This window comes from Corynebacterium minutissimum (assembly GCF_000805675.1).
GTDB classification, from domain to species: Bacteria; Actinomycetota; Actinomycetes; order Mycobacteriales; family Mycobacteriaceae; genus Corynebacterium; species Corynebacterium minutissimum.
In genome coordinates, this window is the sequence record NZ_JSEF01000004.1 from 1 (window position 1) to 25280 (window position 25280).

Here is a 25280-nt window from a genome sequence, read left to right on the forward strand (position 1 = left end):
CTCAACTGGTACACACCAGAAGAGAAAATCCAAGAACTATTCAAGTGATGCATCCACCACTTGAAACCGCCCCGAAGATCTGGGGCCTTATTTGATCGATCCGTACCTGGCCGCCGCCGTCTTGGTACGTTTTCGCAACGAAGCCCTAGAATTTCGCGATTTGCGGGCCACTATTTACGAAAACGTACAGTGGCCCGGCGCAGGATCCCGGACGCAGTACCGACGGACTTGCGCAGCAGTCCCCGAGTGCCCACCGGCACGGTTCCGCGACGCAGCGAGGTGTTTTCCCACGGCCACGTCATTCCGGCCCATGCTGCCGCGACGGCAAGAGTCTCTGCCGCGATGTAGCCAGGCCAGGGACCCAACAGGTTGATGATGGAGGGACTGCCCGGCGCGTGGTTGAGGAAGCCGTAGTTGCCGTCTGTCTTGGCGTTGACCGCCATGGCGATGGCCATCCAGATGGGCGTGACCTTCACGGCAAAGCGGTAGCCTTTCCACGTCGGCCGATAGCCTAAGCCAAAGGTCAGACCCAACGGCACGGCGAGGGCCACGATGTGGAAGAACCAGTAGGTGCTAAAACGCAGCCAGCGCGGGGCAAAGTAGTAGATGACATCCGGGGTGATGATGGCCTGCGGGTTAAGGATGATGCCCCAGAAATACGTCAGGGTGAGGGCATGCTCGTTGCCGGTAATAAGGCCGAGCGCCAAGATGGGACGCAGCACGTCACAAAGGTGCAGCGGGAGGGACTCCCGGATATCGAATTGGGAGGGGTCCAGAGAAATAACTGTCCATGCGGTGCCGAGGACCAAAAGGACCCAGCCGACCATCTGGCGAATGAACTTTTCACGGCTTGTGCCTTTAACGCGGCGAGCGCCGACGATGAAGACACCGCAGGCAGCGATGGTAATCGTCAACATGAGCGCATGCAGCGGGGTCCATTGCTGCATGCGCTCATAGTCGGTAGGGGTTACCCGTGGGCGGCGAGGTCGAAGCATATCGAAGTACTAATGTACTCCGTACACGCCTGGTTCGGACAGTGAGAAGAAAAATTAGTTCCTTGAATTAATAGCGAGGGCTAGGCCGCGACCTCCGAGTAGGCGGAAACCTTGCCATCCTTGACTTCGAGGACACGGTCAGCGTAATCAAGCAGGCTACGGTCGTGGGTAATGAACAGGGTTGCGGTGTCGAAGTCTTCGGTAACACCGCGCAGAAGCTTGGCAATCTCACGCGAAAGCTTGGAGTCCAAGGCAGAGGTCGGCTCGTCCGCCAGCAACACGGACGGCTGGCCCATAAGAGCGCGGGCAATGTTGACGCGCTGGCGCTGACCACCAGACAGCTGGTTCATACGGCGGTTACCAAAGTCCTCAATGCCCACGAAGCTTAAGAGCTCATCGGCACGATCCTGGCGTGGCTTTCGGCCTTCCATGTGGTCGATGATGAGTAGTTGCTCACGCGCGGTCAGAGATGCAATGAGGTTGGCCTGCTGGAAAATGAGACCACGGGAGCCGGTGCGCTCCACAGTGCCGGAATCCGGCTCGATAAGGCCCGCGGCGACAGAGAGCAAGGTGGACTTGCCGGAACCGGACTCGCCGATGACGGCGGTGAGCTCACCGGGTTTCACGTCCAGGCTCACGCCATCGAGGGCGGTGACGCGGGACTCGCCGTCGGGGTAGGTCACCACGATGTCGCGAAGGGACAGAGCAGGAGTAGCAGTGGTAGTCATTAGGCGTTGCCTCCTAGGGCGTCGAGCGGATTGATCTTGGAAACGCGGCGGGTGGCGAGGAAGGCACCGGCGATGCCGAGCAACCAGATGCCGAGTGCGGGAACGATGACCGTCATTACAGAAACCTCGAAAGGCACGGTGCCCTGCGCGGCGAGGCCCAGCAGCCAGCCGACGAGCGCGCCTACTCCAACGCCAATCGCCAGGATGATGGCGGCCTGCGCGATGGCGTCCTTAAGCAGGTATGTCACGCTGGCGCCGAGGGCCCGCAGGATGGACAGGTCACGGGTGCGCTGGATGGTCCAGATGCTCAAGAAAGCGATGGTGACTAGTGCAGAGATGCCATAGAGGAAGGCCTGCATCGTCAACAGGGAGCCGCGCTCCGAGCTGTAGGCCGGCAGGCCAGACAGCGCCTTGCCCATAGACACGGATGTCTCCGTCGGCTCCGCGGTCAACAGCGCTACGCCCACCATGCCCTCCGGGGCGTGGGAGACCTGCTGCCAGGTGGCCGTGTCGACCCAGATAACCGGGGAGTGGGAATAATACTCATCCGGAACCATGCCACGCACCTCCAGGTCATGGCCGCCAAGCGTGCCCTGAGAAGGAGCGTTCATGTCTTCATCGATGGACTGGCTAAGAATCATGCCGCGTTCCGGAATCAAGGTGTCCGTCCCGGGAATCTCAGTGCCGGCAGGCAGGCCCAGGACGGCCACGCCGCCGTGGCCTTCCAGCTTGGTCTGGCTCGCACCCAGCGGGATACCACCGTCGACGACGTCCTCAGCGAAAATCTCCGACTCGGTAAAAGACGGGTCCTCCGTGGAGAAGGTCACGTTCGGTGTGGTTTCTCCGAGTGCCTCCAGCGCAGAAGTATTTTGCTTGGACAGGCCTTGGGTAAGGCCGGACAGCATAACGAGCAACAACGTAATTAGAGCCACGACGCCGCCGATCAGGAAGAAACGACCGCGGGCGGTGACTATCTCTCTCAATGCAAGGAACATAGTATTCATACTGCTCACGCGTTAAGAGAAAGTAATCGGGTACCTAGTTGAACCTTCACTCAACCAGTTGGTTGATTCGACCTCAACCGCTGAGGCGATAGGCTAGATCGGCGTGATGATGCGAAACAGCCTGTGGACCGTTGGCCTCCACATCATGTTCGGATTCCTGCTGGCCTTCGGCGTACTCCGCGCATGGGCCGATGACCGGCTCGATGCCCGAGTCCTCGCACTCTCAATTGCCCTCGCTGGAGTCTACGCCGGCTTCGTGCTCTACGCTGCCCGCAAGCCCACCAAGCCCGTGCCCACCACGCTGTGGCTCGCTGCGCTCTGCCTGTTGTGGATCGGCCTCATGGTGCATGCCCAAGACTTCATGTGGATGGAATTTCCGCTGGTCTTCGTCTTTGTTCATGCTCTTCCCTTCTGGCCTGGCATCCTCGCCAGCGTTGTGCTGTGGGCCATCGCCGCCTTCATCCCCGCCTGGCTGCACCCCCAGGCATGGACGGCGGCTGCCGCCATCGGCCCCTTCATCGGCACCTGTTTCGCCGTGGCCGTCTACCACGCCGCCCGCAAGATACAGGCGGAGGCGGTGCACCACGCGGCTGTGGCCAAGCAACTGCGTGACACACAGGAGGAACTGGCCGCCACCGAGCACCAAGCAGGCCGCCTGGAGGAGCGCGAGCGGCTCTCCCGGGAGATTCATGACACCGTGGCCCAGGGCCTGTCCTCCATCGTGCTGCTCAGCCGCGCAGCCAAGAACAGCACGGACCCAGGAGAAACCACCGCACAGCTCGAGCTCATTGAGAAAGTAGCCAAAGATAACCTCGCGGAAGCCCGCCGCTTTGTTAAAGAACTCGCCGCCCCAACCTCCTCCATCGATGAAGGTCTACGCGCCCTCGTGGACGAACTCCAAGCACAGGCGAAGGGGCTGGGGCTGCGCACGCGCTTTAGTCTCAAGTTCACCGGCCGCGGTGAGGTGCCTACCGAGTTCCACCACGTCATTCTGCGTTCCGCGCGCGAGGGCCTAACCAACGTGATGAAACATGCCGACGCCGACCGTGCAGTAGTTACGCTGGGCGCTTTCACTGATGAGATCACCTTGGACGTGGTCGATGATGGCCACGGCATCGACGGCCCACAAGGCTTTGGCCTGACCGGCTTGGAGCAGCGTGTTCGCAGCGTTGGCGGCTCCGTCCAGGTAGAATCCTCACCGGCCGGCACCGCGCTCGCGGTGCGAATCCCAACAGGAAGCAGCCGCAATGGTTAACGTGATGCTCATCGATGATCACCCCGTGGTCCGCGCCGGGCTGCGCGCCATTCTCAACACGTTCCACGACATTGATGTGGTGCTGGAAGGCTCTGACGGTTCGGCAGTGGAGAAGCTGCTGCTTGACGACGTCCCCCCGATCGACGTAGTCGTCTGCGATATCCAGATGCCGGATATCGATGGCATTGCCGCCACCCAGCGCGTGCGTGAACTCAACGGACCTCCGGTGCTCATCCTCACCACGTACGACACGCAAGCCGATATCCTCGCCGCAGTAGAAGCCGGCGCATTGGGCTACCTGCTCAAGGATGCTCCTGAGGAAGCCCTGCACACAGCCGTGCTCGATACCGCTGCGGGCAAGCGCACCTTGGCCCCCGAGGTCACCAACCTCTTGGCAGAACGCCTAGCCCAGCCGGAGACGGCACTCTCTGCCCGTGAATTGGAGATTCTTCAGGCACTGTCCACCGGCCAGTCCAATAAGCAGATTGCGCAGGAGCTGTTCATCTCTGAGGCCACGGTGAAGACCCACCTGATCCACGTCTATCAAAAGCTCGGAGTGGAGACCCGTACCGCTGCGGTGTCCGCTGCCCGCGAACGAAAGCTCATCCAATAAATGCACGCCTACGATTGCGTCGTCGTCGGTGGTGGACAATCCGGCCTCGCCACCGGCTACTACTTGCGCAAAAAGAAGCTCGACTTTCTCATCCTCGACGCCAACCCCACCCCCGGCGGTGCCTGGCAGCACGTGTGGGACTCGCTGACGCTGTTTAGCGATGCTGAGTCCTCCACTCTTCCCGGCTGGCCCATGCCGCACTACCCCGGGTTCCCGCCGGCAACCCATGTGGTCGACTACCTCACTCGTTACGAAGAGCGCTATGACCTGCCCGTTCGGCATGGCGTCGAGGTCACCGCCGTGCTTGACGACGCCCCCTTCTTCCGCCTTTCCACCACCCACGGGGAGTTCCGCGCCCGCACCGTCGTGGCCGCCACCGGCACGTGGACCGCACCGTTTATCCCCTTCTACCCCGGCGCATTTGCTGGCCGCCAATGGCACACGGCGAACTACCCCGGCCCCGCACCGTTTCTCCCCGACGCACAGCACGATGCGGGGCGTGTCGCCGTCGTCGGCGCGGGTAACTCGGGTGCCCAAATCGCCGCCGAGCTTGCCTTGGGAGGCGTGGACACCACGTGGTTTACCACGCATCCGCCGCGGTGGATGCCGGATGACGTGGATGGCCGCGTGCTCTTTAGCCGCAACCGGCAGCGCATGCTCGCCTTGGCAAAGGGGGAGCCCGATCCCGGATCGGAGTCGGAGCTCGGCGATATCGTCATGGTTCCGCCCGTTCTCAAGGCCCGGGATAGCGGGCTGTTGGACACGACCCCGATGTTTGAGTCCCTTGATGAGCTCACCGAGCAGGGCTTTAGTGATCTCATCTGGGCCACTGGCTTCCGTCCTGCCCTGCGCCCTTTCACCGGGCTACTCCGCAACGGCAAACCCACGGTGGAAGGTTTCTTCCCCGTGGGCTATGGCTCATGGACTGGGCCTGGTTCGGCGACGATTACCGGTGTTTCTCCTTATGCGCGACAGGTAGCGACCACCATCGCAGAGCGCGTTCGGCTCACGCCGAACGCATAAGTTAGGAAACGCTTAGTTCAGCAGCATGGCTCCACTGAGTGCCACCGCCGCCAGAGCTAGGAGAAAGCCAAGGCGCTGCAGGATTTTCATTCGTTCCTCACGGCTCAGCCGCGCCATAAGAAGTGCCCCCAGAACACTGCCCACGGTGTTGTAAAGGACATCATCAATATCGCTAAAGCCTAGGGAGAAAACGTACTGCGCGGTTTCAATCCCCAGGCTCACCATGAGACCTGCCAGTAGTGCTCCACCGAGACCCCAGCGAATCCGGCGCAGAGAGCGCCCCACCACGTACACGGCCGCACCGAAGGGCATAAAAAGAAGGATGTTGCCAAAGAGATCGCTCCACCCTCCGTACCACACCGAGGCCGTCTCAAAACCGCCAAAGAGGTGCAGGTTCACCTTGCGTACCGCATGCGCTGAACCATCCACGACTCCCGGGATCTCCATGAAGGGCTTGCCCAGCGTGGCCAACCCCACGGTGACTAAGGCGAGAAGGGTGACGAGGAGGGCGTCGCGAAGCACATGGCGGTACGGATCCGGCACGGGCGCAAGCCGGTTTCGTGAGTGGCGAAGCTCTGTGGTGCTCATGGTGGCCACTCTAAAGGGAAAAGCTGACAAGATCCTGGGGCATTCGCTGCCAAGAGACTGCTTCACAGTGCCGGTAGGATAGTGCGCATGAGCACACTCATTGTCACCCGCACCGAGTCCGGCGTTTCCCAGACTTTCCAGGACGAGCAGGTCCTTGCGGAAGGCGACACGCTGGTCAACGTTCAGTATTCCTCCCTCAACTACAAAGACGCCATGGCCTTGGAGGGCGATAAGGGCGTCATGCGCATCGACCCACTCGTGCCCGGCATTGACGTCGTCGGCACCGTGGAGGAGACCACCGATGAGCGTTTGAAACCGGGCCAGCTCGTCGCTGCCTTCGGCGACGGTCTGGGCGAGTTCCGTCACGGTGGCTACACCACCCAGCAGCGCGTCAACGGTGAGGCCACCATCCCCGTTCCGGAGCGCTTCAGTGCCCACGATGCTGCTGCCATCGGCACCGCCGGCTACACCGCGGCTATCTGTGTGAACCAGCTGCGCACGCACGGCACCACGGAAGGTCACATCCTCGTCACCGGTGCTACGGGCGGCGTGGGTTCCATCGCCGTGCAGTTGCTCAAGTCTGCCGGCTACGAGGTCACCGCCGTAACTGGCCGCGTGGACTCCCAATCGGAGTACCTCACCCGGCTAGGCGCCGACCACATTCTGGACCGCGCTGCGCTCTCGGAAACTGGGCGCCCGCTGCAAAAGGCGCTGTACGACGGCGCCATCGACACCGCCGGCTCCACGGTTCTGGCCAACGTTCTGGCGCAGGTGCGCTGGGGCGGTGTGGTCGCAGCCACCGGCATGGCGGCCGGCCCAGACTTGCCGGCTTCGGTGCTGCCCTTCATCCTGCGCGGCATCGTGCTGGCGGGTGGCAACTCCGTCGACGCTCCGCGCGCGGTACGTGAGGCCGCCTGGCAGCTTCTCGACGACCACCTGGACCTCGACCTGCTGCACTCCATTACGGAAACCGTGCAGCTCGACGCCGTCGCCACGGCCGCTAAGGAACTGCGCGCCGGCACCCGCCACGGGCGCACAGTGGTGGAGATTTAGTTGCGCTAGTGAACGCGGTGCGACAGGGCTTCGTCATCCGTACCGGGGGCGGAGCCCAGCTCGCCCGTAGTGTCATCATCAGTGCGGGCCAGCCAGATGGAGGACACCACCAGTCCACCCCAGATGACGACGACGAAGAGGATAAAGAGCAGGATTGCGCTGGTAGTCATTGTCATTCTCCTTTCCTACTAGGTGTTATTTCTGGCCAGAGACGGGCACGGCATTGTGTCCGGGCGCGGCTGTAGTCTCGGTGCTCACTTCTGCCGCGGAACCGACTGCCAATGGGTTTGGGGCACCTGCGGGGCGGCCACCGACTGGGACGCCGTAATCCGAGGTCTCCATGCCGTCGAGGTACTTGTTGCCGCGGAATGCTAGGAGCGGCATGAGCAGGCTTCCCAACAGGATGAGGCCGAGAATTGCCCAACCAAAGAGCCCAATCTGGATAGAGGCATAGCCCTCATAACCTTCACGCGCGATGGTGAGGATTTCGTTGACGAGGAAGTACACCAGAAGCAGCGGCGTAGCCGCGAAGGTGAGGATCTGCCAGAAGGCTCCAACCTTGAACTCGGACACGGCGTTGAGGTGCTGCTGGATTTCACGGCGGCGGCCGGTAGTCCACCCCACCACAATCAGCGCGCAGATAGAGCCGAAGACGATACCCAGGTTGTTGGTGAACTTATCCATGATGTCCAGTGTGACCAGTCCGGAGGACGTGGAAAACAGGAAGCAGGACAGGACCGCCATGACGCTGCCGACGGAAATCGCGGATACCCGTCGGGAGACATCGAACTTATCGGCCACTGCGGAAACCACGACCTCCATGATGGAAATCAACGAGGTCACGCCGGCTAGGAACAGTGAGCCGAAGAAGAGGACACCGAAAAGTCCACCCAGCGGCATGAGATTGATGATGGTCGGAAAAGCGATGAATGCCAAGCCAATACCGGAAGATGCCACCTCATCCACGGCCACGCCTTGCTGCGCCGCCATATAGCCCAAGGTGGCAAAGACACCAATGCCGGCAAGGACCTCGAAGGAGGAGTTCGCAAAGGCGGTAACCAGACCGGTGTTCGTGAGGTTGGTACGCGGCTTAAGGTAAGAAGCGTAGGTGATCATAATGCCGAAGCCGATGGACAGCGAGAAGAAGATCTGACCATAGGCGGCAATCCATACTGAGGGGTTGCTCAGTACGGACCAGTCCGGAGTAAAGAAGGCATTCAGGCCAACCGTGGCGCCTTCCAAGAAGAAGGCACGAACCACAAGGATGATGAACATGACCGCCAGCACCGGCAAGAAGATCGATGTCAGTTTGCCAATTCCCTCGTTAATGCTCGTGGCCAACGTCGCTATACAGATGATCCACACGAGAATCATGACGATGAGGATGGAGGGAACAACGTTGCCGGAATAAGTGGCCTCTGGGTCTGACTGGAGGAAGTCACTCATGAAGTAGGTGGCCGGATCGTCACCCCACGCCTGCGTCACTGACTTCACGGTGTACAACGCCGCCCACGCAATGATGGCGGCGTAGTAGATGGCAATGAAGAAATTCACGCCGACCTTGAACCAGCCAACGCCTTCCCAGCTCTTGCCGATGCGACGGAAAGCCAACGGCGCCGAGCCGCGGAAGCGGTGGCCAATGGCCAGGTCAAACCAGAGAATCGGAATACCTGCGGTCAACAGCGCCACCATGTACGGGATGAGGAAGGCACCACCACCGTTGTCATAAGCAACGTAGGGGAAGCGCCAAATATTGCCCAGGCCGACGGCGGAGCCAATTGCAGCCATGAGGAAGACGAAGCGGGTGTTGAACGTATCGCGCGTCGACTTAGTTTTTGTCGTGGTTGTTGAGGACATGAGAGCACCTTCTTGTAGAGCACATCCCGTGCGCACGGGCCTGAAAGAGGGACCTTCAGCATCCACATGCGGACGAGTATTAGCGAGGAGTTTATACTACCTGCCGACCTATAGGTACCCCTTTTTGAGAATTGGGTCTCATTTTTTACCCCCTAGGCTCCACGTCACTCCTCCATCAAAACGCCGAAACCCCTCTGCACCCAGCCTTGCTCTCGGAACAATGAGTCCCGAAAGAAAGCTAAGCGACGAGGGGCGTCGAGTTTGAGGAGCTTAGGGCGCGGCTAGACGTGCAGATCGCGGTTCTGTATCCCCTTTGGAACGGCGAGCACTCCAACAAGCGAAATAATCGAGATGGCAACGCCATAAGCCGCGATGGCCATGGAAGTCTCAAACCTCGTGTAGAGCATCTCCGCAATCATCGGGGCAAATGCACCACCGATGATGGAGCCAAAGGCATAGCCAATGGACACGCCCGAAAGGCGCACCTTAACCGGGAACATTTCTGCATACATCGCCGATTGCGGGCCATAAGTCGCGCCCAAAATAACGCCCAGGAGGCATACAGCAGCGCCGAACAACATGACATTGCCCGAATCGACCGCTAGGAACACTGGGGTGATGTACAGCGCGAGGACAATATAGCCACCAATGAACGTCGTGCGGCGCCCAACCTTGTCAGACAGATGACCGAAGTACAGCGTGCCGATGAACCAACCGATCGAAGCGACGAGGGCTACCCCAAGCGCCTGCGGGCGGGAATAGCCCACCACCTTCGTGCCGTAAGCGGTGAAGTAAGCAATCACGAAGTAGCCAATAGCGTTGTTGGCAGCAAAAATGACCGCACACTTGATGACGGTTCCCAGGTGCCCCTTAAACAGGACTGCAAGCGGTGCCGAGGACTTCTCTTTCAGCTCCTGCATTTCCGCGAAAGCTGGAGATTCTTCCACCGCTCGGCGAATGAGGTAGCCGAGGAGAATAAGCACGACGGAAGACAGGAACGGGATGCGCCAACCCCACGCAAGGAATTGCTCTGGGGTCAGAACGGAAGAGAGTACCAGCATGAAAATGGTGGCAAGGAACATGCCGAGAGGAACGCCAACCTGGGGGAACGCTCCAAATAGTCCACGCTTGCCCGCAGGTGCATGTTCGACAGACAGCATCGCCGCACCGCCCCATTCTCCGCCGGCAGAAAGGCCTTGAAGAATTCGAAGAATAACAAGGAGGATGGGTGCTGCCATTCCGATCGATGCGTAGGTGGGCAGAACACCCATCAACATGGTGGCCAAGCCCATACCAACGAGCGTGACCACGAGGACCGGCTTGCGGCCCAGCCTGTCACCCAGGTGTCCGGCCAAGATCGCCCCGAGAGGACGGAAGAGGAAGGAGATGCCCAAAGACGCCCAGGAAATGATCTGCGCGAGTGAAGCGCTTTCATTGGAAACCGGATCGAAGTACTGAGTAGCGAAAATCAGACCGGCGGCCTGAGCGTAAATGAAGAAATCAAACCACTCAATAGTGGTTCCAACCATCGAGCCGGCAAGCACACGTTTGTGTTCTTTGGTAATTCCCGGCCCTTGGGCAGGCTGTTGGGTGACTGGTGCAGACATAGTGGGATTCTCTTCTCTATGGGTGCAGAAGCACGGTGAATACAGTTAAGCCAGTGAACGAACGGGGCAATTAGTGAGGCGGGGTATGCCTGAAGGGCCGAGAGCGCTGCAGAGTTTTACTGACCGCGGTTGTCGACGATCCTCTTGGCCTTGCCCTCACCGCAGTCGACGTAGTCAGCAATTTCGACACCCACGCTGATGCCGATGCGCTCCTTGATCTGCTTCTTCAGCCACTGGGCAGAAGCATCGATCTGATCGGGCGTCGCCTCCGGGGAGTGCTCAACTACCAAGGTGAGGTGGTCCATGCGGCCTCGCTTGCTCAGCACGCATTGGTAACGCGGGCGCAGGACGCGATCTTCGGTGATGATCTCTTCGAACTGCGACGGGAAGCAGTTCACACCACGCAGAATGATCATGTCATCGTTACGCGCGGAGATACGGTCAATGCGACGCATCGAGCGCGCGGTTCCTGGGAGCAGACGGGTGATGTCGTGGGTGCGGTAGCGGATAATCGGGAAAGCCTCCTTCGTGAGGGAGGAGATAACCAGCTCGCCATACTCACCGTCTGGAACTGGCTGCATGGTTTCCGGATCAATAATCTCCGGGTAGAAGTGGTCCTCCCAGACAGTCAGGCCATCCTTGGTCTCCACACATTCCTGGGCCACGCCTGGGCCCATCACTTCGGAGAGACCGTAAATGTCAGTGGCCGTGATGCCAAAACCTTCCTCAAGCTCACGTCGCATTCCCTCGCTCCACGGCTCGGCACCAAAGACACCAGCGCGCAGGGAGGAATCACGCGGGTCCAGACCTTCTTTGCGCATGCGATCAAGGAGGTTAAGCACGTAAGACGGGGTACCCAAGATCGCGTCCGGCTGGAAGTCCTGCATGATCTGAATCTGGCGCTCCGTTTGACCGCCGGAGGTCGGAATTGCGGTAGCCCCCAAGGCTTCGACGCCATAGTGGGCACCAAGGCCGCCGGTGAACAAGCCGTAACCAAACGTAATCTGAACCTTATCGCTCTTGCGCAAGCCTCCTGCACGTAGCGAGCGCGCTACGAGCTCTGCCCAAATGCGCACATCATTTTCGGTATAACCCACAACTGTCGGACGGCCAGTGGTACCGGAAGACGCGTGGATGCGGGAAACCTGGTTCTGCCCTACGGCAAACATCCCGAAGGGGTACTCCGCACGGAGAGTTTCCTTGTCCGTGAACGGGAACAGTGCAAAATCCGAGAGCTCCTTGAAGTCATCCGGGTGGACACCCTTTTCATCAAATGCACGGCGGTAGTGGGGGACATTGTAGTACGCGTGACGCAACTCGTTCTTCGCGCGCGCGGTTTGCAGCGCAATAATTTCGTCGCGGGAAGCGTACTCAATTCCCATCTGGGGGCCATGGTGGTCGGAGAAAATGTCAAACGTTGCGGTCACGTTATTTGCCTTTCAATTCGGGGAGGGGGATACCACACCCATTGAGCTCCCTCGAAAGTGCTGCAAGAAGTTGATTAGCAGGTACAACACACACAAAGTGTGTTACTTACTTACCGTTCGGTTAGGTAAGCCTTGTGACGTACACTACAGACTACAACGGTGATAGACAACACATTTAGGCCAAGTTTTTAAGGAGCACCACATTATCGCAGGCCACGGCGATTTCATAGGCAAAAGAAGGTCTCACCCCACATGAAGCCCCCAACGCCGAATCGGCTTACACGTTCAGCGCTACCCCTTTTTCATCGCATGCGGGGCCAAGCCGCCGAAAACGACACTTTCAAATGTGGCAGCCAATTCATCGGCATCAAGCCGCCCTTCCGGCTCATACCAATCGGACGTCGAGTTGATCATTCCGAAAATCATGCGGGTCAGCAGCGAGGCATCAACGTCGGAACGGATGGCTCCCTCCTCCTGAGCTGCTGCAACCAGCGGAATTACAGAACGCGTCAGAATGCGGCGACGCTCAAGAGCAGAACGCTCCACCTCGGAATTACCCCGCAAGCGGAGCAAAAGCGCTACAGACTTCGGATCGGAGCACAACACCCCGATTGAGCCACGCAACAGCCCGCGCACCTTCTCCCCCGCCGATACATCGGCTGCAGCCATCTCTTCCGCGACCGCCTCCAAACGGCTCAGCGCCTGCACCACAGTAAGTTCCAGAATCTCTTCCTTTGAAGAGATGTGGTGATACAACGCAGATTTGGAAATCCCCAATTCGCTCGCCACGTTGTCCATCGACGTGGCGTCGTATCCGCGAGCGGTAAAAGCGCGAACAGCTGCACGAATGACATCTTCACGGGAGTATCCAGGGCGGCCACGGGCCGCACTCTGCGAGGCGGGTTTCTCTTTATTCACGCAGTCCATTCAAGCAGAGTGCACATCACACCGTTAGACTAGTGAGCCACCACACCTTTACTTGCTCCCTCGGTGTCACTGCGGAAGGCCCTTCCCAAGGAGAATTATCCATGACCACCGAGCACCCCATCCTTGCCCCCGGCGTTGCCGAGGGCCCGGAGTTCACCCACGTGCGCACCATGTTCGATGGTGACCGTGCCACCGCGGAGATCGGCGCGAAGATTACCGCGCTAGATGCCGGCACGTGCGAAGGACATTTCACCATCCGCCCGGAGATGTGCAATGGTCACGGCACGGCCCAAGGCGGCTACCTGTACATGTTCGCCGATTCCATCTTCGCCGGCGCCTGCAATTCAGGCGGAGATCTGGCCGTGGCCGCGCACAACTCGATTCACTACATCGCACCCGCCTTCGAAGGGGACGTCGTCGACGGCGTTGGAATTACCCGCCAAGCATGGGGCCGCAACGGCGTCGTCGATGTCACCCTCAGCATCAAGGGAAAGCCCATCGCCGAATTCCGCGGCACATTCCGCGTTCTCCCTTCTAAACCACAGAATCGCAACGCGTAAAGCGCAGATGCAAGCCCAGCAGAGGGCATGCAGAGATAGGGCGCAGCTCACACATTTGGTTGACACAGCTCACACCTGCGCCATATACTGACCAACCAGTCAGTAAGTATCACTGAGTCGACACTGAGCAGAGAGGCAACGATTCCTCCCATGACCCCATCAGAGAAAACACTCACCGCTGTTCCAGCGGCGGATGAAGCACAAGAACAGCAGCGCTTCGACGAGCTCATCGCCGAGGACTCCCGCATCGAGCCCACCGACTGGATGCCAGCTGCCTACCGCAAGACTTTGACGCGCCAAATTTCCCAGCATGCGCACTCCGAAATCATCGGCATGCAGCCGGAGGCCAATTGGATTACCCGCGCACCTTCGCTCAAGCGCAAGGCCATTCTCATGGCAAAGGTGCAGGACGAGGCCGGCCACGGCCTCTACCTCTACTCCGCCGCGGAGACCTTGGGCACGCCGCGCGACGAGCTGGTGCAGCAGCTGCTCGACGGCACCGCCAAGTACTCCTCCATCTTCAACTACCCGGCGCGCACGTGGGCCGACATCGGAGCCATCGGCTGGCTGGTGGATGGCGCCGCTATCTGCAACCAAGTCCCGCTTTGCCGTGCTTCCTACGCACCCTATGGCCGCGCTATGGTTCGCATCTGTAAGGAAGAGTCCTTCCACCAGCGCCAGGGCTGGGAGATCCTCTACGAGCTGTCCCACGGCACGCCCGAACAGAAGCAGATGGCACAGGAAGCCATCAACCGCTTCTACGGCCCGGCGCTGCAGATGTTCGGCCCGCCGGATGATGACTCCCCGAACTCCAAGCAGTCCATGGCGTGGAACATCAAGCGATTCTCCAACGACGAGCTGCGCCAGCGCTTCGTGGACATGATCGTCCCGCAGGCCGAGGCCCTTGGCCTGCACTTCGAGGACCCGGACCTGAAGTGGAACGAAGAGCGCGGCCACTACGACTTCGGTGAGCTCGACTGGTCCGAATTCAAGGCAGTCATCAAGGGCGAAGGTCCCTGCAACGTGCAGAGGATGCAGCGTCGCCGCCAAGCGCATGCCGACGGCGCCTGGGTCCGCGAAGCCGCCGCCGCCTACGCCGAGAAGCACCACTCGGCTGATACCTCGCTTATCGCCTAAGCCCAAGCACACTGCCCAACCAGCCACGACACTTTAAGGAAGATTCCATGTCCAGCTCTAACTGGCCCATGTGGGAGGTCTTCGTACGCTCCTCCCGCGGCCTCTCCCACGTCCACGCCGGCTCGCTGCACGCACCGGATGCCACGATGGCCCTGCGCAATGCCCGCGATCTCTACACCCGGCGCAACGAAGGTACCTCCGTCTGGGTCGTGCCCAGCGAGGCCATTGCCTCCTCCGACCCGGACTCCAAGGGCGGATTCTTCGAATCACCACAGGGTAAGAGCTACCGCCACGCCACCTACTACGACAAGTCGGAAGGAGTGCCGCACCTGTGACCGGATTTGCAGCCGCCGATTCTGCGACGAAGCAATCGCAGGGCAACGGCATCACCGCAGAAGACATCGCCGCTTCCGGGGCAGTCGCCCCCGAGGACACCGCACGCTATGCCCTCATGTTGGGCGATGACGCCCTCATCTTGGCCCAGCGCCTGGGCTGGTGGATCTCGCGCGCACCAGAGATGGAAGAGGACATCGCATTGGGCAACATTGCCCTTGATCTCATCGGGCACGCCCGCTTCCTGCTGACCTATGCCGGCACCGCATGGGGCAAGACCGAGGATGACTTGGCCTACTTCCGCAATGAAGAGGAGTTCCGCTCCGCGCGCCTCGTCGAACAGGAGAACGGGGACTTCGGCTACACCATCGCCCGCCAGCTGCTCTTTTCCTACTACCAATACGGGCTCTACACCGCCCTGCTTGAGTCGAAGGATGAGACGCTAGCAGCCATCGCGGCCAAGGCCATCAAGGAAGTCGAGTACCACGTCGACCACGCCAGCCAGTGGATTCTGCGGCTGGGCCTTGGCACCGAGGAGTCCCACCGTCGAATCACGGAGGGCCTGATGTACATGTGGCCCTACCTCGACGAGCTTTTCGAGGACCTCCCGATCCACGAGAAGCTGGCGGCAGAAGGCATCGCCGTTCTTCCTTCCAGCCTGCGTGCGCAGTTCGATGAGCGCATCGCCTACGTCTTGGACAAGGCGGGGCTGTCTATCCCGGATGTCAAGCAGGCCCGCTCCGGGCAGCGCACCGGTCGCTTCTCCGAACATCGTGGTTTCATCCTCGCGGAGATGCAGTCCTTAGCCCGCCAGCACCCCGGCGCGACCTGGTAGAGAAAAGGAAAGGACCAAGGTTTCATCGTGTCCATCACAGATAAATCCCACCCGCTGCGCCCCACGCAGCCTGACGACGCCCTCGTGTGGGACGTCGCCGCCGAGGTGCCCGATCCGGAAATCCCCGTCATTTCCATCGCTGACCTTGGGATTCTTCGGGATGCTCGCCGAGAAGGCGACACCGCGGTGGTCACGATTACGCCCACCTACTCCGGCTGCCCCGCCATGGAGCACATCACAACGGACATCACCAGGGCATTGACCGAGGCCGGTTACGCCAAGGTACGCGTTGACCTCGTGCTCCACCCGGCGTGGACCACCGACTGGATGACGGAGACCGGCCGGCAAAACCTCAAGGACTATGGCATCGCGCCTCCCAGCGGGAAGACCCGAGCCACGCCGGAAGGTCCTATCCCGCTCACACTCGAACCACCGCCGGCCATCGAATGCCCCCACTGTGGCTCCCGCCGCACACGTAAGCTTGCCCAATTCGGTTCCACGTCCTGCAAGGCCCTGTATAACTGCCTGGACTGCATGGAACCCTTCGACTACTTCAAGGTGCACTAATGACCACGACCCCGTCTGCCCCCGCAAAGAAGAAGGCCACGTTCAACACCCTGACCGTGTCCGAGGTGCGCGCCCTGACTGAGGACTCAGTGGAGGTTTCCTTCGCTATCCCTCCGGAGCTCCAAGACGACTATGACTACATCCCCGGCCAGTACGTTGCCCTACGGGCGACTATCGACGGCCAGGAAGTCCGCCGCTCCTATTCCATTTGCGATGTACCTCGCGACGGCATTCTGCGCGTCGCTATCAAGCGCGACCGCGGTGGCGTGTTCTCCACGTGGGCCAACGACACTCTGAAGCCTGGTGACACCATGGACGTGATGAACCCGCAGGGTGCGTTCACCTCGAAGACCCACCTGACCGGTCTCAACAACCCTGAGGCTGTGCGCGAGGAACTCGAGAAGCTAGAGAATCCCCACCTCGTAGCGATCGCCGCGGGATCCGGAATCACGCCGATCATGGCCATCGCGCAGACCGTGCTCCACACCTCCCCAGACACCACATTCGAGCTCATCTTTGCCAATAAGGGCGGCGGCGACGTCATGTTCGCCGAGGAGATCGGTGACCTCAAGGACAAGTTCCCCACGCGCTTTGCCGTGCACCACGTCCTCTCCCGCGAGCAGCGCGTCAATCCGCTATTTTCCGGGCGCATCGACGCTGAGAAACTCCAGACCCTGCTGGATAACGTCGTGCGCACCGATAACGTCGATGAATGGTTCCTCTGCGGTCCCTTCGAGCTGGTGCAGCTGGTGCGCGACGAGCTGACCAGCCGCGATGTGGGTGAGAAGGACGTGCGCTACGAGCTGTTCACCACCGGCAAGCCCTCCGGAGACCAGAACCAGGCTGGCCGCCACGTGGAGGTTGATCCGGAAGGCGATAACGTCACCATCAACTTCCAGCTCGATGGCCTCTCTGGCTCCGTTGAATCCCCGGTTTCTGCCAACGAGTCTCTGCTCAACGCCGCCCTGCGCGTGCGTTCCGACGTCCCCTTCGCCTGCGCCGGCGGCGTGTGCGGCACTTGCCGCGCCAAGCTGGTCGAGGGCGAGGTCGACATGGCGGAGAACTACGCGCTGGAGGCCGATGAGGTCAAGGCCGGTTACATCCTGACCTGCCAGTCGCGCCCCACCACGCCGAACATCGTCCTCGACTTTGACGCCTAGGAGTAACACACATGATCGACCTGCACCACGACGCCGACGCTGGGGTCGTTGAGCTCGTACTCAACAACCCCAAGGCCATCAATTCCCTAGCGGAAGAAGACCTCGCCGAGCTCTCCCGCGCACTCGATGAGGCCGCACAGCTTAGCCCCCGCGCGCTCATCCTGCGCGGCGAAGGCAAGGGCTTTTGCGCCGGCCGCAACATCAAGGGACTCAACCCGCGCGAAGACGACGCCACCGCCTACCTCGCGGGCGTGGTTACCCCGGTGCTCAAGAAGATCGATAGCTTCCCCGCGCCCACCTTCGCCGCCGTGCACGGGCCCTGCCTCGGCGTGGGCCTTGGCCTCGCCTTGGCCTGTGACGTCGTGTACGTCGCCGAAGACGCCAAGTTCGGCTCCCCGTTTGCCAACCTGGGCGCCACCCTGGATTCGGGCGGGCACTCCCTCTTCGTCGAGCGCCTAGGAACGCACCGCGCGATGGACCTCATCATCACTGGTGACCTCATCTCCGGCGCGGAGGCAGTACGCGCGGGCCTCTTCTCCCGCGCAGTCCCAGCAGAGGAACTGCTGGAGTTCACTCGGGGCGTCGCCAAGCGCGCAGCCCAAGGCGCCACCCAAGCATTCCTCACCAGCCGCACCCTGATCCAAGACATCCGCGATAACGGCACCGGGCTGTGGTCCAGCATCGATGCCGAGAACATCGCCCAAGGCAAACTCTGCGATACCGAGGACTACTACGAAGGCTTCGCTGCTTTCAACGAGAAGCGCCCGCCGGTCTTCCACGGACGTTAGACCACCAGCGCAGCACGCAGTTCACACAGCGCAATACACACAGATAGTTAAGGAAAAACATGACCGCTTACCTCGTTTCCGGATTCCGCACCCCCGTGGGCCGCTACGGCGGCGCACTGTCCTCGGTTCGCCCAGATGACCTCATGGCCACCGCCATCAAGAAGACGGTGGAGGAGGCCGGGCTTGACCCTTCCGCGGTAGATGAAGTCATCATCGGCAACGCCAACGGCGCCGGCGAGGAGAACCGCAACGTTGCCCGCATGTCCTGGCTGCTCGCCGGGTACCCGGACACCGTTCCGGGCATTACGGTCAACCGCCTGTGCGCATCAGGCATGTCCTCGATTGCCCTGGCCACCGCCCTCGTGGAATCCGGCCAGGCGGATATCGTCGTCGCCGGCGGCGTCGAATCCATGTCCCGCGCTCCCTGGGTCATGGAGAAGCCGAACAAGCCTTTTGCCAAGCCGGGCCAGGTTTTTGATACCTCCATTGGCTGGCGCTTTGCCAACCCGAAGTTCGCGGAGCAGGAGAAAATGACTTACTCCATGCCGGAGACAGCCGAAGAAGTGGCCAACGTCTTTGGCATTAGCCGCGAGGAGGCCGATGCCTTCGCCGTGCGTTCCCAGGAGCGCGCGCTCGTTGCTATCGAAGCCGGCAAATTCGCCCGGGAGATCGTGCCCGTCGAGGTCACTGACCGCAAGGGCAACGTCACCGTGGTCGATACCGATGAAGGCCCCCGCCCGGGCACCACGATGGAGGTTCTGGCCAAGCTGCGCCCGGTGACCTCCCTGGGAGATGTCACCACGGCGGGCAACGCCTCCTCGCTCAACGACGGCGCCTCCTGCGTCATTGTTGCTTCCGACGAGGCCCTCAAGAAGCACAACTTGACCGCCCGCGCCCGCGTGGTGGTCAACTCCGCGCGCGGTGTGCGTCCGGACATCATGGGTACTGGCCCCATCCCTGCTACCCGCGACGTGCTGGAGCGTGCCGGCTGGGAGCTGGACAGCGTGGATGCCGTCGAGCTCAACGAAGCTTTCGCATCACAGTCCATCGCCTGCATCCGCGAGCTGGGCTTGGATGAGGACAAGGTCAACGCCTGGGGCGGCGCCATTGCGCTGGGCCACCCGCTGGGTTCTTCTGGTTCCCGCATTACCTTGACCCTGCTCAACCGCCTGGAAACAGACGGGCTGAGCCGCGGCATCGCCACGATGTGCGTGGGCGTGGGCCAGGGCACCGCGATTGCGATTGAGAGGGTGTAAATGACTACTGCCATTGAGATTTCAACGCGCGGTGAGAACGACGAGATAGTCGTCGCCAAGCTCAACCGCCCCGAGGTGCGCAACGCCATCGATGAGCAGATGGTGACGGAGTTTCACGAACTGTGCGCCCAGCTCGAGTCTGATCCGCGCATCCTCATTATCACCGGCTGCACGGTAGATACCCCGAAGGGCCCCCGCGGGATCTTCGCCTCCGGGGCGGACATCGCACAGCTTCGTGAGCGCCGCCGCGAGGATGCCCTCCGCGGCATCAACTCCGGCATCTTCCACCGCATCGCCTCACTGCCCGCCCCAGTCATCGCGGCGGTGGATGGTTACGCCCTCGGCGGCGGACTGGAGCTGGCCTTGGCGGCCGACTTCCGCGTGTCCACCCCCTTTGCCAAGTTTGGTCAGCCCGAGGCCGGCCTGGGTATCGCCGCCGCTGCGGGTGCTACCTGGCGCCTCAAGGAGTGCGTGGGCACCCCGTTGGCGAAGGAGATTCTGCTGGCCGGGCGCATCCTCAACGGCGAGGAAGCACTGGCCAACCACCTGGTCAGCGAGCTGCATGAGCCGGATGCGCTTGTCGACGGCGCCCTGGAACTAGCCGGGCGCATTGCCCAGCAGGACCCGCTGGCCGTGCGCTTGACCAAGCAGCTCATCGCCATGCCAGATGCCGCGCACCCGGCGGTGGATAACATCGCCCAGGCCGTGCTCTTTGAGTCCCCCGCCAAGTTTGAGCGGATGCAGGCCTTCCTGGACCGCAAGAAATAAACCTTCCACTCACAAGGAGAGTCAACTCATGTCCCCAGTACTGCAGGTTCCTGCCAAGGTTGGTGTGCTCGGCGGCGGCCGTATGGGCGCGGGCATCGCGCATGCCTTCTTAGCCGCCGGCGCGTCCGTGACCGTGGTGGATATCAACGATGACGCCGTGGCCGCCGCCCGCGAGCGCGTGCACAAAGCCATCCGCGGCTCCCTCGACCGTGGTGCGGAAGGCAGCTTCGAATCCTGGGATGAGCGTCTCAGCTTTTCCACCACTGCCTCCGCTTTCGCCGGTTTCGACCTTGTGGTTGAGGCAGTTCCGGAATCGATGGATCTCAAGGTGGCCGCCTTCCGGGATATCGCTGAGGCAGCCCCACAGGCCGTCGTCGCCACCAATACCTCTTCGCTGTCGGTATCCCAGCTAGCAGAGAGCATCCCCAACGACGTCATCGGCCTGCACTTCTTCAACCCGGTTCCGGCTTCCAAGCTGGTGGAAGTGGTGGTCGCCGAGTCCACCCCGGAAGCACTTGTGGAGACAGCCAAGGACTGGGTCGAGGGCCTGGGTAAGACCGCGGTGGTGGTCAAGGATGCCCCTGGCTTCGCTTCCTCTCGCCTCGGCGTGGCCATCGCGCTTGAGGCCATCCGCATGGTGGAGGAAGGCGTGGCCTCACCGCGCGATATCGACAACGCCATGGTGTTGGGCTACAAGTTCCCCATCGGTCCGCTGGAGCTGACCGATATCGTGGGCCTGGATGTACGCCTCGGCATCGCCGAATACCTCGAATCTCAGCTGGGTGAGCGTTTTAGTCCGCCACAGCTCATGCGCGACATGGTTGCCCGCGGGGAGCTGGGCCGCAAGTCCGGCAAGGGCTTCTACGACTACTCCGAGTAGCCACTCCCTCCCACACCCGGCTCGGGCACCACGAAGCGGTACCCCAAGCCGGGCTCGGTGAGGAGGAAGGCGGGATTGGCTGGGTCATCCTCTAGCTTGCGGCGCAACTGGGAGGTGTAAATACGCAGGTAGTGCCCCTGCCCCTCAAAGCCTGGACCCCAGATTTCAGAAAGCAGATCCTCTTTGCGTACCAAGCCGCCGTGGGCGCGAAGCAACGTGGTGAGCACGCCCCACTCGGTGGGGGTCAGGTGCAGCGGCTCACCGTCTTTAGTGATGGAATGGCGCGGAACGTCGATCATAACGTCCCCGGCGCGTACCACAGCGGTCTCAGTGCGCCTCACTGGACTCTGTGGGCTACCATGTCTTAGCGCCACGCGCACGCGGGCCAGAAGCTCCTCCATAGAGAAGGGCTTGGTGACGTAGTCATCCGCGCCGCGGTCGAGAGCTGCGGCGCTGAACAGTGGATCAGAGCGTGCCGTCAAGATGATCACCGGTACTGCAGACCATCCGCGGATTCCTTCCAACACGACGGTTCCGTCCATATCCGGCAACCCCATGTCCAAGATGACTACGTCTGGCTGCTGCTGTGACACCACCTGCAGTGCCTCAGCACCTGTACGTGCTGGGTGAACCTCGTAGCCCCGAGCCTTGAAATTAATGCTCAGTGTGTTGAGCAGACGCGGGTCATCGTCCACGATGGCGATGCTAGTTTTCTTCGTCGTCATTTTTGTTCTCCTCCCGCGACGGGAAACCGCAAAATAAAGGTTGCGCCCGGGGTGGCAGCTACCTCGATGCTACCGCCCATGGCCTCCACAAAGCCTTGAACAACAGAAAGGCCAAGGCCCACTCCGTTGTCGTTGCTGGTATCACCCAAACGCTGAAACGCCTGGAACAGTTCCTTCTGTTTCTCCGGCGGGATACCCGGTCCTTCATCGCCGACAATCAGTTCCACCTGTTCGGCGATGGTCTGAGCACTCATCGTCACCTGGCCAGTCGGCGCATAACGCAGGGCGTTATCAAAGAGATTGGCCAAGACACGCTCCATGAGGGCTGCATCCGCGCAGCACGTAACTCCACGCACAGTAGGGTCCAGATGGATGCGCCCGATTTGCTCCGGGGAATGCCCAAAGGCGCAGGAAGCGATGGCACGATGAGCCACCTCTGCCACCTCGACAATGTCGTGGCGAGCGGTGATTGCTCCAGCGGTAAGCCGGGAGTAATCCAACAAATTGGTGACCAACCCGGTGAGTTCCTCGATGCTCGCCGCAGTTTCTGCCAAAAGCATATCTTGGTCCTCGGGAGTGAATTCAATGTCGGCATTACGCAATGACGACACCGCTAACTTTGCCGTTGCCAACGGAGTACGCAGATCGTGGCTCACACTCGACAGCAGCGCTCGTCGCAGCTCGTCTGCAGCGGCTATCGCATCAGCGCGCGCGGCCTCAGTAGAAAGCTTATCGCGGCGAACAATCCCCGCGAGGTAGCCCGCGACCACGGTGACAAGGCCACGATCCCGGGCAGACAGAGTCGGGCCCGCAAGACGAAGCTGAACCGTCCCATCTTCGCTCGCCACAACGGTGTCCACTGTCTGTTCATGGCGCACTTTCTCGGGAATATGAAGGTGCTTCGAAGTACGCTCGGGGCTAACTGCGCGCCAGGTGGCAAGGACGTCACCGTTGTCATCCAGCAGCTCCGCTCGACGACAATTGAATGCCTCCCCCACCTTGCGCATCACGGCATCTTTCGGGGAAGAATCTGCACGGCGATTCAACGCGGCACGGGAAAACACCGTAAGCAGCTCAGCATCACGCGCAGCCACAGCTGCATTCGCCCGCTCAATCTTGGCGCGGCGCACAAGAATGCCAACTGCCAGAGCGATAGCCACCATGACCACGGCGATGACAGCGTTAGCGGGATCGGCGATGTCGAAGGTATGGATTGGCTCGGTGAAAAACCAATTGACCGCCAAACCGGAAGCCACCGCCACCACCACGGCCGGCCACAGGCCACCCACCAAACTGACAAGCAGAATGAGTGCAAAGTAGAACGCAGAACAGGTACCTGTTCCCAAGTCCTGGCCGTCAGCCTGCACTAACAACGCAGTGAGTCCGACGAAGGCCAACGCTGAACTAAGCCACGCGATTGCACGCTGCGGGAAGGGCCGGAAAGGATGCAGCATACGTGTGAGCGGAAGCGGCTTTTCCGGGGGAAGATTGACAAGGTGGCAGTCAATCGAGCCGGATTCGCGCAGTACTGTCTCTGCTACCGTGCTGTGCCAGTGCACGCCGAAACGCCGCCGCGGCGACACCCCGACAACAAGCTGGGTAGCGTTGACGCTTCGCGCAAAGTTGAGCAGAGCTTCCGGCACGGAGTCCCCAGTAACCTGGTGCAGCCGCGCACCCACATCGTGGGCCAGGGTCTGCAGCCGGGCAAGTTGTTGCGCCGATCCCGCCACCGAAGAGGAACGCGACGTGAAGGAATCACCAAAAACGACGTGGACCACATGCAGTTCCGCCGAAGATTTCGTCGCGATGCGCCGCCCGCGCCGGATCAGGGTCTCAGCATGGGCAACGTTTTGGATGGCCACAACTACCCGCTCACGTGCTTCCCACGTATCGGTGATTTTTTGATCCGAGCGATACGTAATGAGTGCTTCATCAACCTGATCTGCCAGCCAGAGCAGTGCCAACTCGCGCAGCGCGGTGAGGTTTCCCACGCGGAAGTAATTGTTGAGTGCAGGTTCGATGCGTGCTTCGCGGTACACGTGTCCGTCGCTAAGCCGGGTGCGCAGAAGCTGCGGGGAGACGTCGACCAGCTCGATTTCATTCGCAGCACGCACTACCTCATCCGGCACGGTTTCCTGCGGTGCGATGCCAGTAATCTGCTTAACAACATCGTTGAGGCTCTCCAGATGCTGGATATTGAGAGTCGAGATGACGTCAATTCCGGCATCCAGAATCTCTTCGATGTCTTCCCACCGCTTCTCGTGCTCTTCGTCGCGAGGATTGGAGTGGGCAAACTCATCGACGAGGACTATGTCAGGCTTGCGCTCGATGACTGCGGCGGTATCCAGCTCCCCGGCGGACAGACCGTCAACGGTGCGCCGCGGAATGATCTCCAAACCCTCGCACAAGGCTTTCGTATATGCGCGACCGTGGTCTTCCACAATGCCGACGACAACGTCACGGCCTTGGTTAATCAGCGTGTGCGCCTCACTAAGCATGGCGCAGGTTTTGCCCGCGCCGGGAGCGGCGCCCAACAAAATCTTCAAGGTGCCGCGTTTGGTGCGCGAGGACGGCGCAGTTGCTTCGGTCAACATTGCTTCATCTTATGAGCTGATCTTTATGGGCAGGGAGTAGGCGTGGGCAACGACATATTGAGAGTTGTCACATTGACCGTGTCTTCGCCTAGAAACCCGAGGCTGGCATGCTCCGTGTTCTCGGCGATGAGCTTTTCCATCTCTTCCTCGCTAATGCCCTGCTCCCGAGCCACACGCGGAGCTTGCAGCTCGGCGTACTCGGGGCTGATTCCGGAATCCACTCCGGAACCGGAGCCCGTGACGGCGTCGGCAGGCACACGGTCTTCGCTTACGCCTTCCCGTTGGGCAATAGCGGCGCGGCGTTCCTGGATGTTCTTCTCCAGCTCCGTGCTGCTCGTACCGTAGTTACTCATTCCCTCGGCGCGAGGGAAGAAGTAGGGGCCCTCGCTCACCCCGTCTTGGATTTGGGTAGAACCCACGAGGCACTCACCTTGGTAGATGAGATTGCCGTCGGCGGACTGCGGTGTGATGCGGGAAATGGCCCACACAGCTGCCGGATAGACCATGCCGAGTGCTACGACGCAGAGCAGCACGGCGACAAAACCGGCAATGAGGTTACGCAGATAAACACGCATTGTTCTTCCTTTTTCTTTGCAGGTT

General features: G+C 60.9%; 26 protein-coding genes. 14 read left to right on the plus strand and 12 right to left on the minus strand.

The features are described 5' to 3' along the window. Positions 1-170: 170 nt before the first annotated feature. The 3 genes from NX84_RS00755 to NX84_RS00765 form a co-directional block, all read right to left on the minus strand. A complete protein-coding gene (locus NX84_RS00755; RefSeq protein ID WP_039672756.1) occupies positions 171-995 on the minus strand; it encodes a YwaF family protein in 825 nt (274 codons plus the stop codon). A gap of 80 nt (positions 996-1075) precedes the next feature. Further along, positions 1076-1723 (minus strand): ABC transporter ATP-binding protein, encoded by a 648-nt coding sequence (locus NX84_RS00760; protein WP_039672758.1) that lies wholly within the window; start codon positions 1721-1723, stop codon positions 1076-1078. Then, positions 1723-2718, minus strand: a complete 996-nt coding sequence (locus NX84_RS00765; RefSeq protein ID WP_039673255.1) for an ABC transporter permease — start codon at positions 2716-2718, stop codon at positions 1723-1725. Before NX84_RS00765 ends, NX84_RS00760 begins: the two co-directional genes overlap by 1 nt. Before the next feature lie 115 nt (positions 2719-2833). Between NX84_RS00765 and NX84_RS00770 the strand changes: the two genes are divergently transcribed. From NX84_RS00770 to NX84_RS00780, 3 genes are read left to right on the plus strand one after another with little or no spacing between them, the layout of a single operon-like run. After that, complete coding sequence (locus NX84_RS00770; protein ID WP_039672761.1) at positions 2834-3982, plus strand: sensor histidine kinase; 1149 nt, start codon at positions 2834-2836, stop codon at positions 3980-3982. Continuing rightward, the gene (locus NX84_RS00775) at positions 3975-4595 is read left to right on the plus strand and encodes a response regulator (RefSeq protein WP_039672762.1); all 621 of its coding nucleotides are present in this window, start codon (positions 3975-3977) and stop codon (positions 4593-4595) included. The genes NX84_RS00770 and NX84_RS00775 overlap by 8 nt, the downstream gene beginning before the upstream one ends. Next, positions 4596-5618, plus strand: coding sequence for an NAD(P)-binding domain-containing protein (locus NX84_RS00780; protein ID WP_039672764.1), 1023 nt, complete (start codon positions 4596-4598; stop codon positions 5616-5618). Positions 5619-5630: 12 nt separating this feature from the next. On the opposite strand, the gene NX84_RS00785 is transcribed toward NX84_RS00780, so the two are convergent. Beyond that, the gene (locus NX84_RS00785; RefSeq protein ID WP_039673258.1) at positions 5631-6206 is read right to left on the minus strand and encodes a VanZ family protein; all 576 of its coding nucleotides are present in this window, start codon (positions 6204-6206) and stop codon (positions 5631-5633) included. An 87-nt stretch (positions 6207-6293) separates the two neighbouring features. Here NX84_RS00785 and NX84_RS00790 point away from each other — a divergent pair, with 87 nt between their 5' ends. Then, a complete protein-coding gene (locus tag NX84_RS00790) occupies positions 6294-7259 on the plus strand; it encodes an acrylyl-CoA reductase family protein (RefSeq protein ID WP_039672766.1) in 966 nt (321 codons plus the stop codon). Between the two features lie 5 nt (positions 7260-7264). On the opposite strand, the gene metS is transcribed toward NX84_RS00790, so the two are convergent. The 5 genes from metS to NX84_RS00815 all read right to left on the minus strand — a co-directional run bounded on the left by metS (position 7265) and on the right by NX84_RS00815 (position 13077). Further along, positions 7265-7429, minus strand: a complete 165-nt coding sequence (gene metS, locus NX84_RS00795) for a methionine/alanine import NSS transporter subunit MetS (protein ID WP_039672769.1) — start codon at positions 7427-7429, stop codon at positions 7265-7267. Positions 7430-7454: 25 nt separating this feature from the next. Then, entirely contained in the window at positions 7455-9116 is a 1662-nt protein-coding gene (locus NX84_RS00800; protein ID WP_039672771.1) for a sodium-dependent transporter, read from the minus strand. A 281-nt stretch (positions 9117-9397) separates the two neighbouring features. Next, positions 9398-10723 (minus strand): MFS transporter, encoded by a 1326-nt coding sequence (locus NX84_RS00805; RefSeq protein ID WP_039672773.1) that lies wholly within the window; start codon positions 10721-10723, stop codon positions 9398-9400. A 116-nt stretch (positions 10724-10839) separates the two neighbouring features. Continuing rightward, the gene (locus NX84_RS00810; RefSeq protein ID WP_370664353.1) at positions 10840-12105 is read right to left on the minus strand and encodes an AMP-binding protein; all 1266 of its coding nucleotides are present in this window, start codon (positions 12103-12105) and stop codon (positions 10840-10842) included. 336 nt (positions 12106-12441) lie between these two features. Beyond that, positions 12442-13077 (minus strand): TetR/AcrR family transcriptional regulator, encoded by a 636-nt coding sequence (locus NX84_RS00815; RefSeq protein WP_039672777.1) that lies wholly within the window; start codon positions 13075-13077, stop codon positions 12442-12444. Between the two features lie 101 nt (positions 13078-13178). Between NX84_RS00815 and NX84_RS00820 the strand changes: the two genes are divergently transcribed. The 10 genes from NX84_RS00820 to NX84_RS00865 all read left to right on the plus strand — a co-directional run bounded on the left by NX84_RS00820 (position 13179) and on the right by NX84_RS00865 (position 21361). After that, positions 13179-13637 (plus strand): hotdog fold thioesterase, encoded by a 459-nt coding sequence (locus tag NX84_RS00820; protein WP_039672779.1) that lies wholly within the window; start codon positions 13179-13181, stop codon positions 13635-13637. A gap of 150 nt (positions 13638-13787) precedes the next feature. Beyond that, the gene (gene paaA, locus NX84_RS00825; protein WP_039672782.1) at positions 13788-14774 is read left to right on the plus strand and encodes a 1,2-phenylacetyl-CoA epoxidase subunit PaaA; all 987 of its coding nucleotides are present in this window, start codon (positions 13788-13790) and stop codon (positions 14772-14774) included. Between the two features lie 47 nt (positions 14775-14821). Then, positions 14822-15109, plus strand: a complete 288-nt coding sequence (paaB, locus tag NX84_RS00830) for a 1,2-phenylacetyl-CoA epoxidase subunit PaaB (protein WP_039672784.1) — start codon at positions 14822-14824, stop codon at positions 15107-15109. Then, on the plus strand, positions 15106-15942 hold the full coding sequence (paaC, locus tag NX84_RS00835; protein WP_039672786.1) for a 1,2-phenylacetyl-CoA epoxidase subunit PaaC: 837 nt from the start codon (positions 15106-15108) through the stop codon (positions 15940-15942). The genes paaB and paaC overlap by 4 nt, the downstream gene beginning before the upstream one ends. 27 nt (positions 15943-15969) lie before the next feature. Further along, a complete protein-coding gene (paaD, locus tag NX84_RS00840; protein WP_039672788.1) occupies positions 15970-16509 on the plus strand; it encodes a 1,2-phenylacetyl-CoA epoxidase subunit PaaD in 540 nt (179 codons plus the stop codon). Continuing rightward, positions 16509-17669 (plus strand): 1,2-phenylacetyl-CoA epoxidase subunit PaaE, encoded by a 1161-nt coding sequence (paaE, locus tag NX84_RS00845; protein WP_039672790.1) that lies wholly within the window; start codon positions 16509-16511, stop codon positions 17667-17669. The genes paaD and paaE overlap by 1 nt, the downstream gene beginning before the upstream one ends. 11 nt (positions 17670-17680) lie before the next feature. Next, entirely contained in the window at positions 17681-18457 is a 777-nt protein-coding gene (locus NX84_RS00850) for an enoyl-CoA hydratase/isomerase family protein (protein ID WP_039672792.1), read from the plus strand. Between the two features lie 59 nt (positions 18458-18516). Then, positions 18517-19713: a thiolase family protein gene (locus NX84_RS00855; RefSeq protein ID WP_039672794.1), complete on the plus strand. Its 1197-nt coding sequence runs from the start codon at positions 18517-18519 to the stop codon at positions 19711-19713. Further along, positions 19714-20481: an enoyl-CoA hydratase/isomerase family protein gene (locus NX84_RS00860; RefSeq protein WP_039672796.1), complete on the plus strand. Its 768-nt coding sequence runs from the start codon at positions 19714-19716 to the stop codon at positions 20479-20481. It abuts the gene before it with no gap. A 28-nt stretch (positions 20482-20509) separates the two neighbouring features. Continuing rightward, on the plus strand, positions 20510-21361 hold the full coding sequence (locus NX84_RS00865; RefSeq protein WP_039672798.1) for a 3-hydroxyacyl-CoA dehydrogenase family protein: 852 nt from the start codon (positions 20510-20512) through the stop codon (positions 21359-21361). Here the strand turns inward: NX84_RS00865 and NX84_RS00870 are convergent. Genes NX84_RS00870 through NX84_RS00880 form a run of 3 tightly spaced genes read right to left on the minus strand, consistent with a single transcriptional unit; the run spans position 21349 to position 25255 of the window. Beyond that, a complete protein-coding gene (locus NX84_RS00870; RefSeq protein WP_039672800.1) occupies positions 21349-22086 on the minus strand; it encodes a response regulator in 738 nt (245 codons plus the stop codon). The two genes, NX84_RS00865 and NX84_RS00870, sit on opposite strands and share 13 nt — an antisense overlap. Further along, positions 22083-24680 carry an ATP-binding protein gene (locus tag NX84_RS00875; RefSeq protein WP_052319601.1) on the minus strand — a complete coding sequence of 866 codons (2598 nt, stop codon included), beginning with the start codon at positions 24678-24680 and terminating at the stop codon, positions 22083-22085. Before NX84_RS00875 ends, NX84_RS00870 begins: the two co-directional genes overlap by 4 nt. 23 nt (positions 24681-24703) lie before the next feature. Further along, the gene (locus NX84_RS00880) at positions 24704-25255 is read right to left on the minus strand and encodes a potassium-transporting ATPase subunit C (RefSeq protein WP_039672802.1); all 552 of its coding nucleotides are present in this window, start codon (positions 25253-25255) and stop codon (positions 24704-24706) included. Between the last annotated feature and the right edge of the window lie 25 nt (positions 25256-25280).